The sequence below is a fragment of the Klebsiella sp. NPDC088457 genome, assembly GCF_044900465.1.
Lineage (GTDB): Bacteria > Pseudomonadota > Gammaproteobacteria > Enterobacterales > Enterobacteriaceae > Klebsiella.
The window spans coordinates 32181-48242 of sequence record NZ_JBJDNH010000006.1 but is presented as its reverse complement, the minus strand read 5'-3'; the positions used below and the strand labels follow the sequence as shown (position 1 = coordinate 48242).

18 protein-coding genes are annotated in these 16062 nt (G+C 59.4%); 10 read left to right on the top strand and 8 right to left on the bottom strand.

The window, feature by feature from the left end; translation table 11 throughout:
* Positions 1-141: 141 nt before the first annotated feature.
* From ACI2JR_RS05610 to hutI, 3 genes are read right to left on the bottom strand one after another with little or no spacing between them, the layout of a single operon-like run.
* Positions 142-867, bottom strand: a complete 726-nt coding sequence (locus ACI2JR_RS05610) for a histidine utilization repressor (RefSeq protein ID WP_132727936.1) — start codon at positions 865-867, stop codon at positions 142-144.
* A gap of 56 nt (positions 868-923) precedes the next feature.
* Entirely contained in the window at positions 924-1880 is a 957-nt protein-coding gene (hutG, locus tag ACI2JR_RS05605; RefSeq protein WP_462478071.1) for a formimidoylglutamase, read from the bottom strand.
* Positions 1877-3136 (bottom strand): imidazolonepropionase, encoded by a 1260-nt coding sequence (gene hutI, locus ACI2JR_RS05600; RefSeq protein WP_462478070.1) that lies wholly within the window; start codon positions 3134-3136, stop codon positions 1877-1879. Before hutI ends, hutG begins: the two co-directional genes overlap by 4 nt.
* A gap of 323 nt (positions 3137-3459) precedes the next feature.
* On the opposite strand from hutI, the gene ACI2JR_RS05595 reads away from it, so the two are divergent.
* From ACI2JR_RS05595 to ACI2JR_RS05560, 8 genes are all read left to right on the top strand, one after another.
* The gene (locus ACI2JR_RS05595) at positions 3460-4743 is read left to right on the top strand and encodes a putative acyl-CoA thioester hydrolase (RefSeq protein WP_132727945.1); all 1284 of its coding nucleotides are present in this window, start codon (positions 3460-3462) and stop codon (positions 4741-4743) included.
* Positions 4744-4967: 224 nt separating this feature from the next.
* Positions 4968-5519: a tetratricopeptide repeat protein gene (locus ACI2JR_RS05590; RefSeq protein ID WP_132727948.1), complete on the top strand. Its 552-nt coding sequence runs from the start codon at positions 4968-4970 to the stop codon at positions 5517-5519.
* Positions 5520-5580: 61 nt separating this feature from the next.
* A complete protein-coding gene (locus ACI2JR_RS05585; protein WP_462478102.1) occupies positions 5581-6057 on the top strand; it encodes a sigma-70 family RNA polymerase sigma factor in 477 nt (158 codons plus the stop codon).
* Entirely contained in the window at positions 6054-6857 is an 804-nt protein-coding gene (locus tag ACI2JR_RS05580; RefSeq protein WP_462478069.1) for an anti-sigma factor family protein, read from the top strand. The genes ACI2JR_RS05585 and ACI2JR_RS05580 overlap by 4 nt, the downstream gene beginning before the upstream one ends.
* 118 nt (positions 6858-6975) lie before the next feature.
* Entirely contained in the window at positions 6976-7548 is a 573-nt protein-coding gene (locus ACI2JR_RS05575) for a peroxiredoxin (protein WP_132727957.1), read from the top strand.
* Between the two features lie 15 nt (positions 7549-7563).
* A complete protein-coding gene (locus ACI2JR_RS05570; RefSeq protein WP_462478068.1) occupies positions 7564-8796 on the top strand; it encodes a protein-disulfide reductase DsbD family protein in 1233 nt (410 codons plus the stop codon).
* 17 nt (positions 8797-8813) lie between these two features.
* Positions 8814-9371, top strand: a complete 558-nt coding sequence (locus tag ACI2JR_RS05565; RefSeq protein ID WP_132727963.1) for a sigma-70 family RNA polymerase sigma factor — start codon at positions 8814-8816, stop codon at positions 9369-9371.
* A complete protein-coding gene (locus tag ACI2JR_RS05560; protein WP_132727966.1) occupies positions 9358-9987 on the top strand; it encodes an NrsF family protein in 630 nt (209 codons plus the stop codon). Before ACI2JR_RS05565 ends, ACI2JR_RS05560 begins: the two co-directional genes overlap by 14 nt.
* Before the next feature lie 275 nt (positions 9988-10262).
* Here ACI2JR_RS05560 and pgl read toward each other — a convergent pair whose 3' ends face one another.
* Positions 10263-11258 (bottom strand): 6-phosphogluconolactonase, encoded by a 996-nt coding sequence (gene pgl, locus ACI2JR_RS05555; protein WP_132727969.1) that lies wholly within the window; start codon positions 11256-11258, stop codon positions 10263-10265.
* A gap of 174 nt (positions 11259-11432) precedes the next feature.
* Between pgl and ACI2JR_RS05550 the strand changes: the two genes are divergently transcribed.
* Entirely contained in the window at positions 11433-12251 is an 819-nt protein-coding gene (locus tag ACI2JR_RS05550) for a pyridoxal phosphatase (protein ID WP_462478067.1), read from the top strand.
* Here ACI2JR_RS05550 and modC read toward each other — a convergent pair whose 3' ends face one another.
* From modC to ACI2JR_RS05530, 4 genes are all read right to left on the bottom strand, one after another.
* Positions 12252-13310 carry a molybdenum ABC transporter ATP-binding protein ModC gene (modC, locus tag ACI2JR_RS05545; protein WP_132727975.1) on the bottom strand — a complete coding sequence of 353 codons (1059 nt, stop codon included), beginning with the start codon at positions 13308-13310 and terminating at the stop codon, positions 12252-12254.
* Positions 13311-13312: 2 nt separating this feature from the next.
* The gene (gene modB / locus ACI2JR_RS05540; protein WP_132727978.1) at positions 13313-14002 is read right to left on the bottom strand and encodes a molybdate ABC transporter permease subunit; all 690 of its coding nucleotides are present in this window, start codon (positions 14000-14002) and stop codon (positions 13313-13315) included.
* A complete protein-coding gene (gene modA, locus ACI2JR_RS05535) occupies positions 14002-14775 on the bottom strand; it encodes a molybdate ABC transporter substrate-binding protein (RefSeq protein WP_132727981.1) in 774 nt (257 codons plus the stop codon). The genes modB and modA overlap by 1 nt, the downstream gene beginning before the upstream one ends.
* 141 nt (positions 14776-14916) lie before the next feature.
* Complete coding sequence (locus tag ACI2JR_RS05530; protein ID WP_132727984.1) at positions 14917-15066, bottom strand: AcrZ family multidrug efflux pump-associated protein; 150 nt, start codon at positions 15064-15066, stop codon at positions 14917-14919.
* Positions 15067-15219: 153 nt separating this feature from the next.
* Between ACI2JR_RS05530 and modE the strand changes: the two genes are divergently transcribed.
* Positions 15220-16008, top strand: coding sequence for a molybdenum-dependent transcriptional regulator (modE, locus tag ACI2JR_RS05525; RefSeq protein WP_462478066.1), 789 nt, complete (start codon positions 15220-15222; stop codon positions 16006-16008).
* Positions 16009-16062 lie beyond the last annotated feature (54 nt).

Here is a 16062-nt window from a genome sequence, read left to right as displayed (position 1 = left end):
GGGTTTCTCCTGACAATTAACGTTGTTTACGTAGATACATATACTTGTCTATACAACTCTACGCAAGCCAGGATTTAACAGAAATGATACAATTTTGTTATATTGCGTCAGCAATCACGCTTTTGCTGACGCGAGGGATGGTCAGGAGGCAAAGTGGCCCTGCAGCCGGTAGCGGCTACCCGGGAACAGCAGACGGGCGTGGGAAACGATATGCGTGGTTGACCAGGTACGGCGGCGAATCAGCAAACATGGGTCATGGGCGTGGATCTGCAGCAGCTCGCACTCTTTGGCGCTCGCCTGCACCGCCTCCACGATATGCTCGCCTTCGGTTAACGGCGCAATCAGCGACAGATAATCGTGCGGCGTGGTCACGGTATAGTCCTGGCGCAGATAGTCCGGCACCACCGTCGCGTTGACGCAGCGATCTTCAATCTGTACCGGAATGTCGTTTTCAAAATGCACCATCAGGGAGTGGAAAATCCGCGTCCCCTCGGCGACGTTCAGCGCGGCCGACTGGATAAGGTCGGCTTCGGTCTCCTCCAGCAGCAATACCTCGCAGCGGTGCTGGTGGTGGCGGGAGAGAATCTCGTCGGCGATGCTGCGAACTTCAAACAGCGCCGACTGCCCTTTCGGCTCCGCCACAAACGTGCCCACGCCCTGCAAACGCACCAGTAAGCCCTCATCCGTGAGTTCACGCAGCGCCCGGTTGATGGTCATCCGGCTAAAGCCAAATTGCGCCACCAGTTCCGCCTCAGAAGGAATGCGGTCATGCGGACGCCAGACGCCGCGCTGAATCTTTTCGCTGATCGCCTGCTTCACCTTTTCATAGAACGGTGCAGGCGCAGATCGAGGTTGCTGTGAAAACATAGCCTGGCTTTCCTTATACTCAATGGGCGGCGAAACGATCAGAATATACTGAATCGTCAGCGCCACCAATGGGCGATTTGCCATGCCAGCCGGGCCGCTGCGCGGGCGCCCTGACTATCAATGTCAAACTGCGGATTAAACTCCACCAGGTCGACCGCCTGCAGCTTGCCGCTGCGGCACAGCGGCTCGACGATGCGCAGCAATGTCGCCAGCGGCACGCCCAACGCCGCTGGCGCTGACACCGCCGGCATGTCGCGCCCCGGCAGCACGTCCAGATCGATGGTCAGATAGAGCCGATCGTACAGGGCGATATTGCGGGCGATTTCCGGCATTACGCGTAATTCGAAAGCCTCGATAACGTCCAGATCTTCAATCACCCGCACCTGACGGCGCGCGGCTTCATCCCACAGCGCCTGGGTATTCGCCGCGCAGCTGGCCCCGAAGCAGGTATAATGAAAACCGCGCCGCTGCGCGTCGCACTCCAGCGCCAGCTGGCGGAACGGCGTTCCTGAGCTCGCCTGCCCGGCAATGCGTAAATCGAGGTGGGCATCGAGGTTGATAATTCCGACCTTCTCATCGGGGAAGGCATCAAGCACCCCCGCGCCATGGCCAAAGGCCGTTTCATGTCCGCCGCCAAGCACCAGCGTACGTTTGCCCGCGCGCTGGCAGGCCGCCACCGCATCACGCAGCGCCTGCTGAGCCTCCTCCAGCGCTTCGCCGACGACCACGATGTTACCCATATCCACACAGCGATCGTGCCCGCTGTGGCTGGCCATATTCGCCAGCACCCGGCGTAAGATCTCAGGCCCCTTTTCGGCCCCGGCGCGCCCGCGATTGCGCCGCACGCCTTCGTCACAGGCGAATCCCAACAGGGCGATGTCTCCCGGCTGCGCCGCGGGCGCAAAGCGCTCGGCCCGCGCCATGGTCTGGAACAGGCGCAGCGCGTTGGCGGCTTCCGCGCTGTCGTCACGCCCTTGCCAGATATCGGCGGGCGTAGGTTGCCACAACGTCATTGCATTTCTCCTCGCACCACGCGGCGCCAGAGCGGGCTACGTCCCGGCTCATACACCATTTCAACCGGATGCTCTGCATCCCAGATAGCAAAATCAGCGACAAACCCGCTCGCCAGCTGACCGTGGCTGTGCTGACGCCCCAGCGCCTGCGCGGCATGCCGGGTAACCCCCGCCCACGCCTCTTCCGGGGTTAAGCCAAATTTGACGCAGGCCATGTTCATCGCCAGATGCAGGCTGGCGAACGGGCTGGTGCCCGGGTTGTAATCCGTGGCGACAGCCATCGGGACCTGGTATTGCCGCAGCAGATCGACCGGCGGTTTACGGGTCTCATTCAGGAAATAGAACGCGCCGGGCAGCAGAACCGCCACCGTGGCGCTGCGGCTCATCGCGGCCACCCCCTCTTCCGTCAGATATTCGATATGGTCGGCGGAAAGGCCATGATAGCGGCTCACCAGCTGCGCGCCGCCGAGGGACGAAAGCTGCTCGACGTGCCCCTTGATCGGGATCCCGCGGGCCTGAGCGGCCTGAAACACGCGTTCGGTTTGCTGCGGGCTGAAGCCGACGTTTTCACAGAATACATCGACGCTTTCGAATAGCCCCTCCTGCCACAGCACCGGCAGCAGGGTTTCACAGACCAGCGTAATATAAGCGTCCGGATCGTCTTTATATTCCGGCGGCGTGGCATGGGCGGACAGCAGCGTCGGCGACAGTTCTAGCGCATTGTTCTCCGCCAGGCGACGCGCCACCCGCAGCATTTTGCGCTCGTTCTCCAGATCCAGGCCATAGCCGGACTTAATTTCCAGCGTGGTGACGCCTTCACGCAGCAGGCGATCCAGCCGCTGTTGGGCCAGCGCCAACAGCTGCGCTTCGCTGCTCTCGCGGGTGGCGCGTACCGTTGAGTTAATCCCGCCGCCGCTGGCGCTAATCGTCTGATAGGAAACGCCGTTCAGACGCTGCTCCCACTCCTGGGCCCGGCTGCCGCCGAAAACCAGATGGGTATGACAGTCAATCAGCCCCGGCGTCAGCAGTCTGCCGCCAAGATCAACGCTGCGCCCGGCAGGGGCATCGTTTTCAGGCACAATACCTTCAATACGGCCGTGGCGGACCAGCAGCGCATGTTTATCCAGCAGGCCATAAGGCCGCGAGTCATGCGGAGTCAGGGTGGCAAGGCGGGCATTTCGCCAGATAACGCGATCGGAAATGGCTTCAGTCATAGCAGTTAACTTGTCATGGGTTGTATAGACATTTATTTTCATTACGCACTGAATGTCAACACCAGCTGGCGTAATTGTTATTTTTTTGTGACTGAACGCGAGGGCTGGAGCCAGCGCCTGCCACAATTGCGGCAACTTTTTCGCTCAGCGTCTTCCCGTTTCGCTCAACTTAGTATAAAAAGCAGGTTTTAAAGGACTTATACACGCCGTTCATTCCTTGCAAGGTTCACGCTGCGGGAATGATTTTTGTATAATTACACCCCACATAATTCGGGTTGCTGCGCGGTGAATAGCCATGAACGCGCGAACGCAGAGGCAACCCGGAGTATCACAGGTCTTGTTAATTGATTCTTGCCCGGAGCAACATGAACACATTCTCAGTTTCCCGCCTGACGCTGGCACTGGCCTTCGGCGTGACGTTGTCCGCCTGTAGTTCAACCCCTGCCGATCAACAGCCCTCCACGCAGACTGCGCCGGGCACCGCCTCTCGCCCTGTGTTAACGGCCGATGAAGCCAAAAATTTCACCGCCGCCAGCTATTTCCAGTCTCTGGATCCCAACGCCGCGGCGTGGACTCCGGCAGCCATTAGCCCGCCAGCCCAGCCTGACTTCGTTGTCGGCCCGGCGGGCGGCCAGGGCGTGACCCACACCACGATTCAGGCAGCCGTCGATGCGGCCATCGCGCGTCACTCCGACCGTCGCCAGTTTATTGCCATTCAGCCCGGGGAATATACCGGTACCGTCTATGTGCCGGCTGCGCCCGGAGCGATAACGCTGTACGGTACCGGCGAAAAACCGCTGGATGTCAAAATTAGCCAGGCCATTGATTCCGAGATGGATACCAACACCTGGCGCCACCTGGTGAACCCGGCCGGGAAATACATGCCGGGTAAACCTGCGTGGTATATGTTCGATAGCTGCCAGAGCAAACGTACCGCCACCGTGGGCGTCATGTGCTCGGCGGTATTCTGGTCGCAGAATAACGGCCTGCAGCTGCAGAACCTGACCATCGCCAACAACCTCGGCGATAGCGTGGATGCCGGAACGCACCAGGCCGTGGCGCTACGCAGCGATGGCGACAAGGTACAGATTAACAACGTCAACATCCTGGGACGTCAGAACACCTTCTTCGTCACCAACAGCGGCGTACAGAACCGTCTGCAGAACGATCGCCAGACCCGAACCCTGGTGAGCAACAGCTATATTGAAGGCGACGTCGATATCGTTGCCGGCCGCGGCGCCGTCGTATTTGATAACACCGATTTCCGGGTGGTGAATTCCCGCACGCAGAAAGAAGGCTATGTCTTCGCACCGGCGACGTTGAAAAGCGTCACCTACGGTTTCCTGGCGGTGAACAGCCGCTTTACCGCTTCCGGCGATGGCGTTGCGCAGCTGGGGCGCTCTTTGGATGTCGACAGCGCGACCAATGGTCAGGTCGTGATCCGCGATAGCGTCATCAATGAAGGCTTCAATGTGGCTAAGCCGTGGGCCGATGCGGCGGTCTCTAACCGCGCGTTCAGCGCTAATACCGGCACCGCGGATGAAAAAGGCAATCCGCAGCGTAACCTCAACGACGCCAGCTTCAACCGCATGTGGGAATACAATAACCGCGGCGTGGGCAGCGTCATTGTTGCTGAGCCCAGGCAGTAACGTTTGATCAAGGGGGAGGCACTCCCCCTTGGCTTCCTCCAGCGGCGACCGCCTGGCCTGCCGCCCCCTCTTCTCTGCTGGCTGCAAAAAAAACTGCGGGTGAACGAATAAAAATCCCCGCTCATACGTTTACGCATTGTCAGAACATCATGGCCTGTCGCCCTCATTCGCCGTATTACGCCGGATGTGGCCTGGCTCCCTGTTTCGCCGCCACGGAGACGAAGATGAACACCCTATATTCCCCCTTCCTGCCCACAGCACGCCGCTTAATGGTCCCGGCACTGCTATGTTTATTCTATGCATCGCAGACCTTTGCCATGGGCGATAATAGCACCGAGAGCAAAACCCCGGACTGCCCCAATGGACAGATTTACGACAGCGTCAGTAAAAAATGCGTACCGGCAAAAACCAGCAGCCTTAGCGATCAGGATAAGACCAACTACGCCTACCACCTGGCTAAAAAAGGCGAATATCAGGCGGCGTTAAACCTGCTGGATTCCCTGAAGAACCGCAATACGGCCGAGGCCTGGAACTACCGCGGCTATGCGACCCGCAAGCTTGGACGTACGGATGAAGGTATCGGCTATTATCAGCGTTCGCTGGCGCTGGCGCCCAATTACGCGAAAGCGCGCGAATATCTTGGCGAGGCCTGGATGATTAAAGGCCGCCGGGATCTGGCGCAGGAACAGCTGCAGGTCATCGCCGGAATTTGCGGACAGGGCTGCGAGGAGTACCGGGATTTACGCGCCGCGATCGACGGACATCCTGAATCCTGAATAGCGCCGCGAGGGTAAGAAAATTACAACCAGTGAAGTTCGCTCACAGCTTGCCGCTCATCTGTCGCGCCTTTGGCGCTATGGACTGATCCTCTCTCGCAACCGCGATATTGCTGAAGAGCTGGTTCAGTCGACCTGCGTACGCGCGCTCGAAAAGAGCGCGCAGTTTACCCCCGGGACGCGTATAGACAGGTGGTTATTCTCCATTTTGCACTCCATCTGGATCTCAGAGCTACGCGCGCGCCACGTACGCATGGGGCAGGGATTTGTGGATAGTGAAGAGCTGACGGCGCCCGACAGCCGCGAAATGAGCGAGGATCGCCTGTATTATCAGCAGATTATGCAACGGGTCGCCGCACTCCCTGAGGCGCAGCGCAATACCGTATTCTTAGTGTATGTTGAAGGATTTACCTATCAGGAGACGGCGGACACGCTGTCAGTCCCCATCGGCACGGTGATGAGCCGGCTGGCGGCGGCGCGCGCTACGCTGGCAAAAACGGTCGCGGCCCCACCCTCAGCCAAGGAGATACCCTCTTGAAATCGTTATGTTTTACCCCGCCTTACGGCGATGAAGCGATCGTCGCCTGGCTGGATGGCGAAATGAGTGAGGCCGATGCGCGCCGGTTCGAAGCCGCATTCCGGGACGACCCGCTGCTGGCCGGGCGCATCGCCGAGCTGATGGGCAACAATCAACATTACCCGCAGGCCTTTGCCCCCTTGCTCGATGAAGCCCCGGTGGCACGGATGCAGAGCCGGCTCGACGCGCAGCTGGCGGCGCTGCCCGCCGCGGATGGCGGCGTTGCCCATCCGCAGTTTAGCCGCCGCGCCATGATTGCCGCCTCGCTCAGTTTTTTGCTGATCGGCAGCGGATTAGGCTACCTGGCGCGGCCAGGCGCGAGCGCGCCTGACGACAGTGAAAATATTCGCGATCTTGAAGCCCGCTACATGTCGCTCTACAGCACGGAAACGCTGCTCGACATGGACAGTTCACCCGCAGTGTTGCAACGAGGCCTGGCGCGTACCACCGAGGACATCGGTTTAACTCTCAGCGAGCAGCAGCTCACCCTGCCGGGCGCGGAGCTGAAAATGGTTCGCATGTTGCGCTATGACAGCACCACCATTACGCAAATTGCGTGGATTCACGCCGAATATGGCCCGATGGCGCTGTGTATCTCGCCGGATCGTCAGCAGAGCAGCGCGGCGATTAACGCTGAGCAGCGGCACGGGATGAATATCGCCTGGTGGCGCAACCGGGGGTATCAGTTCGTATTGCTTGGCCGCAACCCTGGCGCGCAATTGCACACGAACGCGCGCCAGTTACAGCGTCTGCTGGCGTAACCCGCCCTCCCGGTGACCTGCTAAATATTTTTTCCCCAGCGAAACTTTTCCCCTCACTGCGGCGAACTGAATAGTGGAGTCACCCAACCGGAACTCCCTTACATCGCAGGAGCTGATAATGAAACGTATGAAAAACCTCGCTCGTACTCTGACCATGACCGTCGCGCTGGGCCTGTCCGCCACCGCGTTCAACGCCGCTGCGGCGCTGCCCGTCGGCGCCAAGGCCCCCGCTTTCGAACTGCAGGGCGCCTTAGCCGGTAAACCGATCACTTTCTCATTGCAGCAGGCATTACAAAAAGGTCCGGTGGTGCTCTATTTCTTCCCGGCCGCCTTCAGCGCGGGCTGCACCATTGAAGCTCATGATTTTGCCGAAGCCACCGATGACTTTACAAAAATGGGGGCCACCGTGATTGGCGTGACCGCCGGTAACACCGACCAGGTGAGTGATTTCTCGAAACTGGAGTGCCGCGATAAGTTCGCGGTCGCCGCAGACCCGGGCGCCAAAGTGGCGGCACAGTATCAAACGCTGATGGAGATGAAAGGCAAGACCCTGTCCGACCGGACCTCGTACGTGATTGCCCCCGATGGCAACATTCTGCTCAGCTACACGGACCGAAACCCGGAGACTCATATCGAGAAAACCCTGGCGGCGGTGAAACAGTACGACGCTGCACATCCGCAAACTCATTAAGCGAAGAGGCCAGCGATGATAACCGCCATGCTGGCCGCCTTTATGGGCGGCATTATACTCAACTTTATGCCCTGCGTTTTTCCGGTCATCTCCCTGAAAGCGCTCGGGCTCCTGCGTCACCCGGATAATGCCGCCAGCGCCCGTCGCGAAGGGCTGGCATTTTTACTTGGCGTGATGATCACCATGATGGCGCTGGCGGGTATTCTGCTGGCGGCCCGCGCCGGGGGCCTCGCCGTCGGCTGGGGGTTCCAGCTGCAGTCTCCGCTGGTGATTGCCCTGCTTGCGCTGGTGATCCTCGGTGCGGCGCTCAACCTGCTCGGCGTGTTCGAGGTCGGGCTGGCGGCACAGCGCGTTGGCGCCCTGGAGATGGGACGCGGCGCCTTTATCCGCTCGGCGTTAACCGGCGCGCTGGCCATTATCGTCGCCACCCCGTGTGCGGCACCGTTTATGGCCAGCGCCATCGGCTACGCGCTGGTGCAGCCCCCGGCCACGGCATTAGCGGTGTTCTTCGCTCTGGCGCTGGGTTTTTCCGCACCGTTCACCCTGGTCTCGCTGTTTCCGGCGCTGGCCACTCTCCTGCCGCGTCCGGGCGCGTGGATGGATATACTCAAACGCGTGCTGGCGTTTCCGATGTTTAGCGCGTACGCCTGGCTGGTATGGGTTCTGGCGCAGCAGGCCGGGAGCGGCGCGCTGGCCACGCTGCTGGCGGCATCCGTGGTGCTAAGCTTTGCCGCCTGGCTATACGGTATCGCGCAGCAGCGGCGCTATCAGGGCAAAGGGCATAAGGTTCTGTTTGGCGTCACGGCGGCGCTCGCGCTGGCGGTCATCGCCCCGCTGGTCGGCCTGATTGATCCGGACTCAGCGCAGCCGGGCGCCCGGACTAGCGCCGACGTCGCCGCGGAAAAATGGACGCCGCAGGCGGTTGAGTCCCGGCGCGGCCACGGCCAGGCTATCTTTGTTAACTTCACCGCCTCGTGGTGCATCACCTGTCAGGTAAACGAGAAAACCTCGCTCTCGACTCAGGCGGTCAAAGAGGTGCTGGCAAAAACCGGCACGCTGTATATGATCGCAGATTCGACTAAATTTAACCCGGATGTCGATGATGCGCTGAATCAGTTTGGCCAGGGCGGTCTGCCGCTGTACGTGGTTTATCCGGCCGACGGCGGGCCGCCCAAAGTACTGCCGCAGGTCCTGACGCCGGGCATCGTCGTAAACGCGTTGAATCAGGCGACCAGCAAAAAGGTGTAAACGCAACAAGGCGGATTATGGAAACCAACGATAGCGCGCGCGAAAGCTGGCCCGCGCTAATGGCACAGGCACAGGCGGGCGATCAGCGCGCCTACACCCGGTTACTTAAGGCGCTGGTGCCGGTGATTCGTTCGCAGATACGTAAACGCATCGCCGATGAGGCCTTAGTCGAAGACGTGATTCAGGATGTCCTGCTGACGGTGCATCGGGTGCGCCATACCTACGATCCGGCCTTCCCTTTTTTACCCTGGCTGATGGCGATTATCGCGGCGCGCGCCATTGATGCGCTGCGCCGCCGCGGGCGCTATCAGCATTGGGAAATCCCTGAAGAGACGCTGCCGGAAACGGCGACGGCCCCGGAACCGCCGCGGTGGGATAGTCGGGAGGAACTGGCGGGGTACCTGAACCAGCTCCCCTCTCGCCAGAAAGCTATCGTGGAGCATGTTCATCTGCGCGAAATGAGCCTGACGGAGGCCGCCGCGCATCACAATCTGAGTGTCGCAGCGGTGAAATCGCTGCTGCATCGGGCGCTGAAAAATCTGCGCCGCTTTGGAGCTCATCATGACCGATCATGACCTGTTGATTGAAAAACTGGGGCGCGGCATGCGGCCGGTAAAACGGCTGCGCCCTACCGGCTGGCGCGTGCTGGCATGGCTGGCCGCCGCGCTTCCCTGCGCCATCGCCGCCAGTTTTCTGGTCCAACGCAGCCCGACCGACTGGTCGCAGCCCGGCGCCCCGTGGGCGGTGGTCCAGCTGCTGCTGGCTTTTTTACTCGGCACGCTGGCCATTCTCAGCGCCTTCAATATGAGTATTGCCGGCCGCCGCCACCTCAGCTGGAAAGCCCTGCTCCCCATTGGGGTGATGTGGCTGGGGTTGAGTATCAGCAGCATCCCGCATCAGCCACCGCTGACGGCGGATAATGACAGCGTGCCCTGCTTTATCTTTTTACTGGTGGTCAGTACGCCGATGATGGCGCTGATGATCGCCAGCCTGCGTCGTAGCCGGTCGCTGCATCCGGTGCGTAGCCTGGCGATGGCGGGGCTGGGAATTGCCTGTCTGGCGGTCAGCCTGCTGGCGTTTTGCCATCCGGTACATCTGCATGCGCTGGATTTTGTCACGCATCTGGCGGCGATAGCGACGATTGTGGCGCTGACGGTCATTGTCGGCAGGCGCTGGGTGGCGCTGGAGTAGACGCGTTTTCGGTGGCGGGTCGCCGCTACGGAGATAATTTTTTGACGTTATCTGCACGTTCAGCAACGATGTCCGGTCGGGCCATCCGCCATGTTCATAGCATGCCGCAAGGCTTTCTTTTTAGGAGGCGAAAGCACGGTCTCATCACTCGGGCGGTGGAATATTCCACAGCACGAACGACAAACGCACTTCGCCCAAACCGCCGTTTACCGGCATCACGCCAAAAACCTGCTGGCCACCTTAAGTGACCAGCATTAGCCACGGCGAGGCGCGGCTTAATAAGCGTTAACCACCACCCACATTGGCCCCTGGCCCACGGCGTAACGCCCTTTCTCGGTCAGCAGCCCCTGCTCTGCGCTAATCTCATAGACCGCGATATGATGCGATTTCTGCCCGGCGGCGATCAGGTATTTACCGCTGTGATCGAGGTTAAAACCGCGCGGTTGCGCTTCGGTCGGCTGATAGCCTTCAACCGACAACACGCTGCCATCTTCGGATACGCTGAAGACGGTAATAATGCTGGCGGTACGGTCGCAGGCATAAAGATGGCGGCCATCCGGCGTCAGGTGAATATCCGCCGCCCAGCGTACATCGGTAAAATCAGCAGGCATCATATCCAGCGTTTGTACACGCGCAATATTGCCATTCGGATCTTTCAGCTCCCACACGTCGACGGAGCTGTTCAGTTCGTTCACACAGTAACCGTACTGCTGATTGGGATGGAACACCATATGACGTGGGCCAGCCCCCTCAACGGTGGTCACTTCCGCCGGGTCTTGCGCGGACAGGAAACCGTCATCGCTGAGGTTAAACAGACAGATGCGATCCTGCTTCAGCGCCGGTACCCACAGGGTACGATTATCCGGGGAAATATTGGCCGAGTGGCAGCCTTCCAGCCCTTCAACAACGGTCACCGTTTCCCCCGGCAGGCCATCAATCAGCGGCGTCACGCTCACGCAACCAGCGTTGTAGGAGGCGCTGAACACGAAACGCCCCTGATGGTCGGTTGAAATATGCGTCGGGCTGCCCGGCAGCGCCGCCTCGCCGGCGAAGGTCAACGCGCCGTTATCTGGCGCAATGCGGTAAGCCAGGACGCGAAACTCCGGACGCACGCCGACGTAGAGATACTCTTTATTCGGGCTCACCACCATCGGCTGAACCTGGCCTGGGGCGTCAACAACCTGCACAAGTTTGAGCTGCCCTTCAAGATCCAGGCTCCAGACATGAATCTGCTGGCTTTCCGGGCTGGCGGTATAAACGGTTTGTTTCATGACTGCTCCTTTCCTCACTGCACATGGAAAAACGTATACATTTCATTCATCAAGCTGCTTCTTTGATGCAATGTATAGACTCTTTTAACGGTAGATGCTGAAAAATTTGCCCCTGAGAGAGAGCGGTGTACCATCATGCCAGGCAATTTTTTCACCATTAACCGGAAACAACACATGACCCCACGCGTGATTGCACTGGATTTAGACGGCACCCTGCTCACCTCCAACAAAACGATCCTGCCCGCCTCGCTGGAAGCGCTGGCGCGCGCCAGAGCGGCAGGGTTCCAGGCGATCGTCGTCACTGGCCGACATCACGTCGCTATCCATCCTTTTTATCAGGCACTGGCTCTGGATACACCTGCAATTTGCTGTAATGGCACTTATTTGTATGATTATCAGGCAAAAAAGGTTCTGCAGTCCGATCCGATGCCGGTAGATAAAGCGCTGAGCCTGACCGGGATGCTGGCCGAGCACGATATTCACGGCCTGATGTACGTTGACGACGCGATGCTGTATGAACGCCCGACCGGGCACGTTATTCGCACGACCCGCTGGGCGCAGTCGCTGCCCGCCGAGCAACGCCCGGGGTTTACCCAGGTCGATTCGCTGGCGCAGGCCGCACGCGACGTCAAGGCGGTATGGAAGTTTGCCCTCACCGATGAGGACATTCCTAAACTGCAGCGGTTCGCCCTGCAGGTGGGGCAGACGCTGGGTCTGGAGTGCGAATGGTCGTGGCACGATCAGGTCGATATCGCCCGCGCCGGCAACAGTAAAGGCAAGCGCCTGGCGCAGTGGGTGGAAGCTCAGGGGCTGTCGATGCAGGAGGTGGTGGCCTTCGGCGATAACTATAATGACCTCAGCATGCTGGAAGCCGCCGGTACCGGGGTGGCGATGGGCAATGCGGTTGACGAAGTCAAAGCCCGCGCCAACGTCGTCATCGGCGACAACGAAAGCAACAGTATTGCCGATTTTATCAACCGCCATCTGCTGTGATCAGGCGGTAATCGACACGCTTTTAATCTGCGCATACAGCGATTGGCCTGGCGTAATCCCCAGGTCATCTCTGGCCCACGGGCTGATGCGCGCCCATAGCGTACGGCCGCTGACGTTCAGCTGTACCTCGATCTGCCCGTGCGTTTCCATGCACTGCACCACCTGCGCCGGTAGGATATTGCGAATGCTGGTCTGCTGCGGCGGCCGCAGGACCAGCGATACATCGGACGCCTGAATACGAATGCGCACCGCCTCGCCGATCGGCCGGTCAAGGTGATTGACCCACAGCTGCTGCTCGCCGAGCGCCAGCGCGGTCATCGCATAGTGCGGATGCCGGGCGGCAACCGAGACGTTGAGAATCGTGCTCTGCTGCTCCTGCGGCAGCCAGGGATGCATCACGCTGCTGCCCCACACCGCCTCAAGGTCGCCAAAAGCTTTCACCACGCCCCCTTCCAGCACCAGCACGTTATCCGCCAGATGCTGAATCTCGTCCAGCGAGTGGCTGACGTAAAGCATCGGGATATGGATTTCACGCGCCAGGCGCTGAAGGTATGGCAGCAGTTCACGTTTGCGCGGAATATCGAGCGATGCCAGCGGCTCATCGAGCAGCAGCAGCTCGGGGGCGGTTAATAGCGCCCGGCCGATGGCGACCCGCTGCTTTTCACCGCCGGAAAGCCCGCCGGGCAGGCGTTCAAGCAGATGCTCAATCCCCAGCAGCGCCACCAGCTTATCAAACTGGCTTGCCATGCTTTTCGCCATGCCGTACTGCAGATTGCCGCGAACCTTATAGTGTGGGAACAGGCGCGCATCCTGAAAAACATAGCCGATACGCCGTTTTTCCGGCGCCAGGCAGATACGCTTATCGACATCATTGAGCACCCTGCCGTTGAGTACAATCCGCCCCTGCTGCGGGCGGGTCAGGCCGCTGATGGCATTAATCAACGAGGTTTTTCCCGCTCCGGAAACGCCGAAAACGGCGGTAATCCCGCTGGTGGGCAGCGTTTCATTGATCCTCAGGCAGTGGTTGCCCAGCGTCTGGGTAAAATTGAGTTCAAGCATCGCTATTTCCCCGTCCGCGTCCGGCTGAGACGGGCCAGCCATTCAGAAACCAGCAGCGAAATCAGCGCCAGCACAATCGAAATCAGACATAAACGCGCGGCGGCGCTTTCACCGCCCGGGGTTTGAATCAGGGTATACATCGCCGAAGGGATGGTCCGCGTTTCACCGGGAATATTGGAGACAAAGGTAATAGTGGCGCCGAATTCCCCCAGCGAACGGGCGAAGGCCAGCACCGTACCGACGATAATGCCCGGCAGCGTCAGCGGTAGCGTAATGGTGAAAAACACCCGCCAGCGCCCGGCGCCCAGGGTTCGCGCCGCCTGCTCGAGCTTAACGTCGACGCCTTCCAGCGCCAGACGAATGGCCCGCACCATCAGCGGAAACGACATCACCGCCGCCGCCAGTACCGCGCCGCGCCAGCTAAAGGCAAAGGTCAGACCGAACCAGTCGTACAGCCAGCTGCCGATAAACCCGCGCCGCCCCATTGCAATCAATAACAGATAGCCCACCACCACCGGCGGTAGCACCAGCGGCAGGTGGATAACGCTGTCGAGCAGCGCTTTGCCGGGGAAATTACGCCTGACCAGCAGCCAGGAGATAAAGATCCCAAAAGGTAGGCTTAATACCACCGCCAGGGAGGAGACTTTCAGGCTGAGCAATACCGCCTGCCATTCGGGATCGCTTAAGAACATTAGCGGGTCGTAAATCCGTATTGTTTGAAGATAGCTGCCGCCTGCGGCCCTTTCAGATAGTCATAAAACGCGCTCACCGTCGCATTTTTATGCCCATCGACGATAGCCAGCGGATATTCCACTTTCTGATGCGAATCTTCCGGGAAGGTCCCCACCACTTTCACCCCTTTGCTGGCAACCGCATCGGAGCCGTAAACAATCCCCAATGGCGCTTCGTTACGTTCAACCAGCGCCAGCGCGCCGCGTACGTCTTCCGCCGGAGCCAGTTTAGGCGACAACGTTTCCCAGGCGCCCAGTTTTTGCAGCGCTTCTTTAGCGTAGATGCCCGCCGGGACGTGTTCCGGATCGCCAACCGCCAGGCGGCCGCCTTTCAGCAGGCTGGTCCAGTCGGTTTTGTTGTCGATGGCGATCTCTCCCTGAGCGCTGGCTTTAGGCGCCACCACCACCAGGCTATTGCCGAGCAGCGTTTCACGCGAGGCGGTATCAATCGCTTTTTTCTCGACCGCGTAGTCCATCCATTTCTGGTCAGCAGAGATAAACAGGTCAGCAGGCGCCCCCGCTTCGATTTGCCGGGCCAGCGTCGATGAAGAGGCGAACGAGGAGACCACCTCGACGTTTTTTTCTTTCTTATACTCTTTGGCAATGTCCTGCATTGCATTCGTTAACGATGCCGCGGCAAAAACGGTGATCTTTCCTTCTTCCGCCAGCGCGTGACCAGCAACGGAGAGCGTTAATGTCGCTCCGGCAAACAAGCGTAACCATTGACGTGCCATCTGAAACTCCTGTGAGTGCGTTATGTAGGGGCTAATATAACGATAAGACAAGGGTTTTCCCAGCGCGAATTGGTGGTAAGTAGAGGAGGATCAAAAGAGCGGGATATATAAAAACGCCCGGTAAAACCGGGCGTTGGGAAATCAGTTGTTGTGCTGGCCGCGATCTTTGTGACCGACGCCGGAGAAGATGTTGAACACTTCGCCCAGACCGTAAATCAGGCCCAGGATGATCGCCATCACCACAGGGACCATGACAACGGCAAAAACCAGACTTTTCAATAGCTCTAACATAATGGGCTCCAGAAAGTACGAATAGTTTATTGTAACCGTTTCAGCTGGAAAAACACGCCCCATTTGTGCGGTGGCCGGCGGAGCCGGGCGACAGATGTATCTTGCAAGATGACCGCTATCGGTCACAATACCCTTTTTTGCCAGGATATTATTATGCAGGCCGAAATTCTTCTGACCCTTAAGTTACAGCAGCGCCTGTTCGCCGATCCCCGTCGCATCGCCCTGCTAAAGCAGATCGATGGTACCGGCTCCATTAGCCAGGGGGCGAAAAACGCGGGCATCAGCTATAAAAGCGCATGGGATGCGATCAATGAAATGAATCAGCTCAGCGAGCAGACGCTGGTCGAGCGCGCCACCGGCGGTAAAGGCGGCGGCGGCGCGGTGCTGACCCGTTACGGCCAGCGGCTGATTCAGCTTTACGATCTGCTGGCGCAAATTCAACAGAAAGCCTTCGACGTGCTGAGCGATGACGACGCCCTGCCCCTCGACAGCCTGCTGGCCGCCATCTCGCGCTTCTCTTTGCAAACCAGCGCGCGTAACCAGTGGTTCGGCACCATCACCGGCCGCGACCACCAGCAGGTGCAGCAGCATGTCGAAGTGCTACTCGCCGATCGCCAGACCCGCTTCAAAGTTGCCATCACCGCCCAAAGCGCCGATCGCCTGGGCCTCGACGAGGGTCAGGAAGTGCTGGTGCTGCTAAAAGCCCCGTGGGTGGGCATCACTCAGGATCCGGCCGTCGCCGGAGCAGCCGACAATCAGCTCGCCGGGCGCATCAGCCATATTGAATATGGGCCTGAACAGTGTGAAGTCCTGATGGCGCTGCCGGATGGTCAGAGCCTGTGCGCAACCTTACCCGTGGATCAGACCCGTGATCTGGCAGAAGGTGCTGAGGCGATAGCATATTTCAATGCGGATCGCATCATTCTCGCCACGTTATGCTGACGGGATTGACAACCCGCGCGTGACGTCGTATCCCTGTGGTAAATCGCTGCAAAA

Bases quoted from the DNA above. Each gene is read 5' to 3' on its own strand.
- ACI2JR_RS05610 (WP_132727936.1), bottom strand. From the start codon at position 867: ATGTTTTCACAGCAACCTCGATCTGCGCCTGCACCGTTCTATGAAAAG.
- hutG (WP_462478071.1), bottom strand. From the start codon at position 1,880: ATGACGTTGTGGCAACCTACGCCCGCCGATATCTGGCAAGGGCGTGAC.
- hutI (WP_462478070.1), bottom strand. From the start codon at position 3,136: ATGAAAATAAATGTCTATACAACCCATGACAAGTTAACTGCTATGACT.
- ACI2JR_RS05595 (WP_132727945.1), top strand. From the start codon at position 3,460: ATGAACACATTCTCAGTTTCCCGCCTGACGCTGGCACTGGCCTTCGGC.
- ACI2JR_RS05590 (WP_132727948.1), top strand. From the start codon at position 4,968: ATGAACACCCTATATTCCCCCTTCCTGCCCACAGCACGCCGCTTAATG.
- ACI2JR_RS05575 (WP_132727957.1), top strand. From the start codon at position 6,976: ATGAAACGTATGAAAAACCTCGCTCGTACTCTGACCATGACCGTCGCG.
- ACI2JR_RS05570 (WP_462478068.1), top strand. From the start codon at position 7,564: ATGATAACCGCCATGCTGGCCGCCTTTATGGGCGGCATTATACTCAAC.
- ACI2JR_RS05565 (WP_132727963.1), top strand. From the start codon at position 8,814: ATGGAAACCAACGATAGCGCGCGCGAAAGCTGGCCCGCGCTAATGGCA.
- ACI2JR_RS05560 (WP_132727966.1), top strand. From the start codon at position 9,358: ATGACCGATCATGACCTGTTGATTGAAAAACTGGGGCGCGGCATGCGG.
- pgl (WP_132727969.1), bottom strand. From the start codon at position 11,258: ATGAAACAAACCGTTTATACCGCCAGCCCGGAAAGCCAGCAGATTCAT.
- ACI2JR_RS05550 (WP_462478067.1), top strand. From the start codon at position 11,433: ATGACCCCACGCGTGATTGCACTGGATTTAGACGGCACCCTGCTCACC.
- modC (WP_132727975.1), bottom strand. From the start codon at position 13,310: ATGCTTGAACTCAATTTTACCCAGACGCTGGGCAACCACTGCCTGAGG.
- modB (WP_132727978.1), bottom strand. From the start codon at position 14,002: ATGTTCTTAAGCGATCCCGAATGGCAGGCGGTATTGCTCAGCCTGAAA.
- modA (WP_132727981.1), bottom strand. From the start codon at position 14,775: ATGGCACGTCAATGGTTACGCTTGTTTGCCGGAGCGACATTAACGCTC.
- ACI2JR_RS05530 (WP_132727984.1), bottom strand. From the start codon at position 15,066: ATGTTAGAGCTATTGAAAAGTCTGGTTTTTGCCGTTGTCATGGTCCCT.
- modE (WP_462478066.1), top strand. From the start codon at position 15,220: ATGCAGGCCGAAATTCTTCTGACCCTTAAGTTACAGCAGCGCCTGTTC.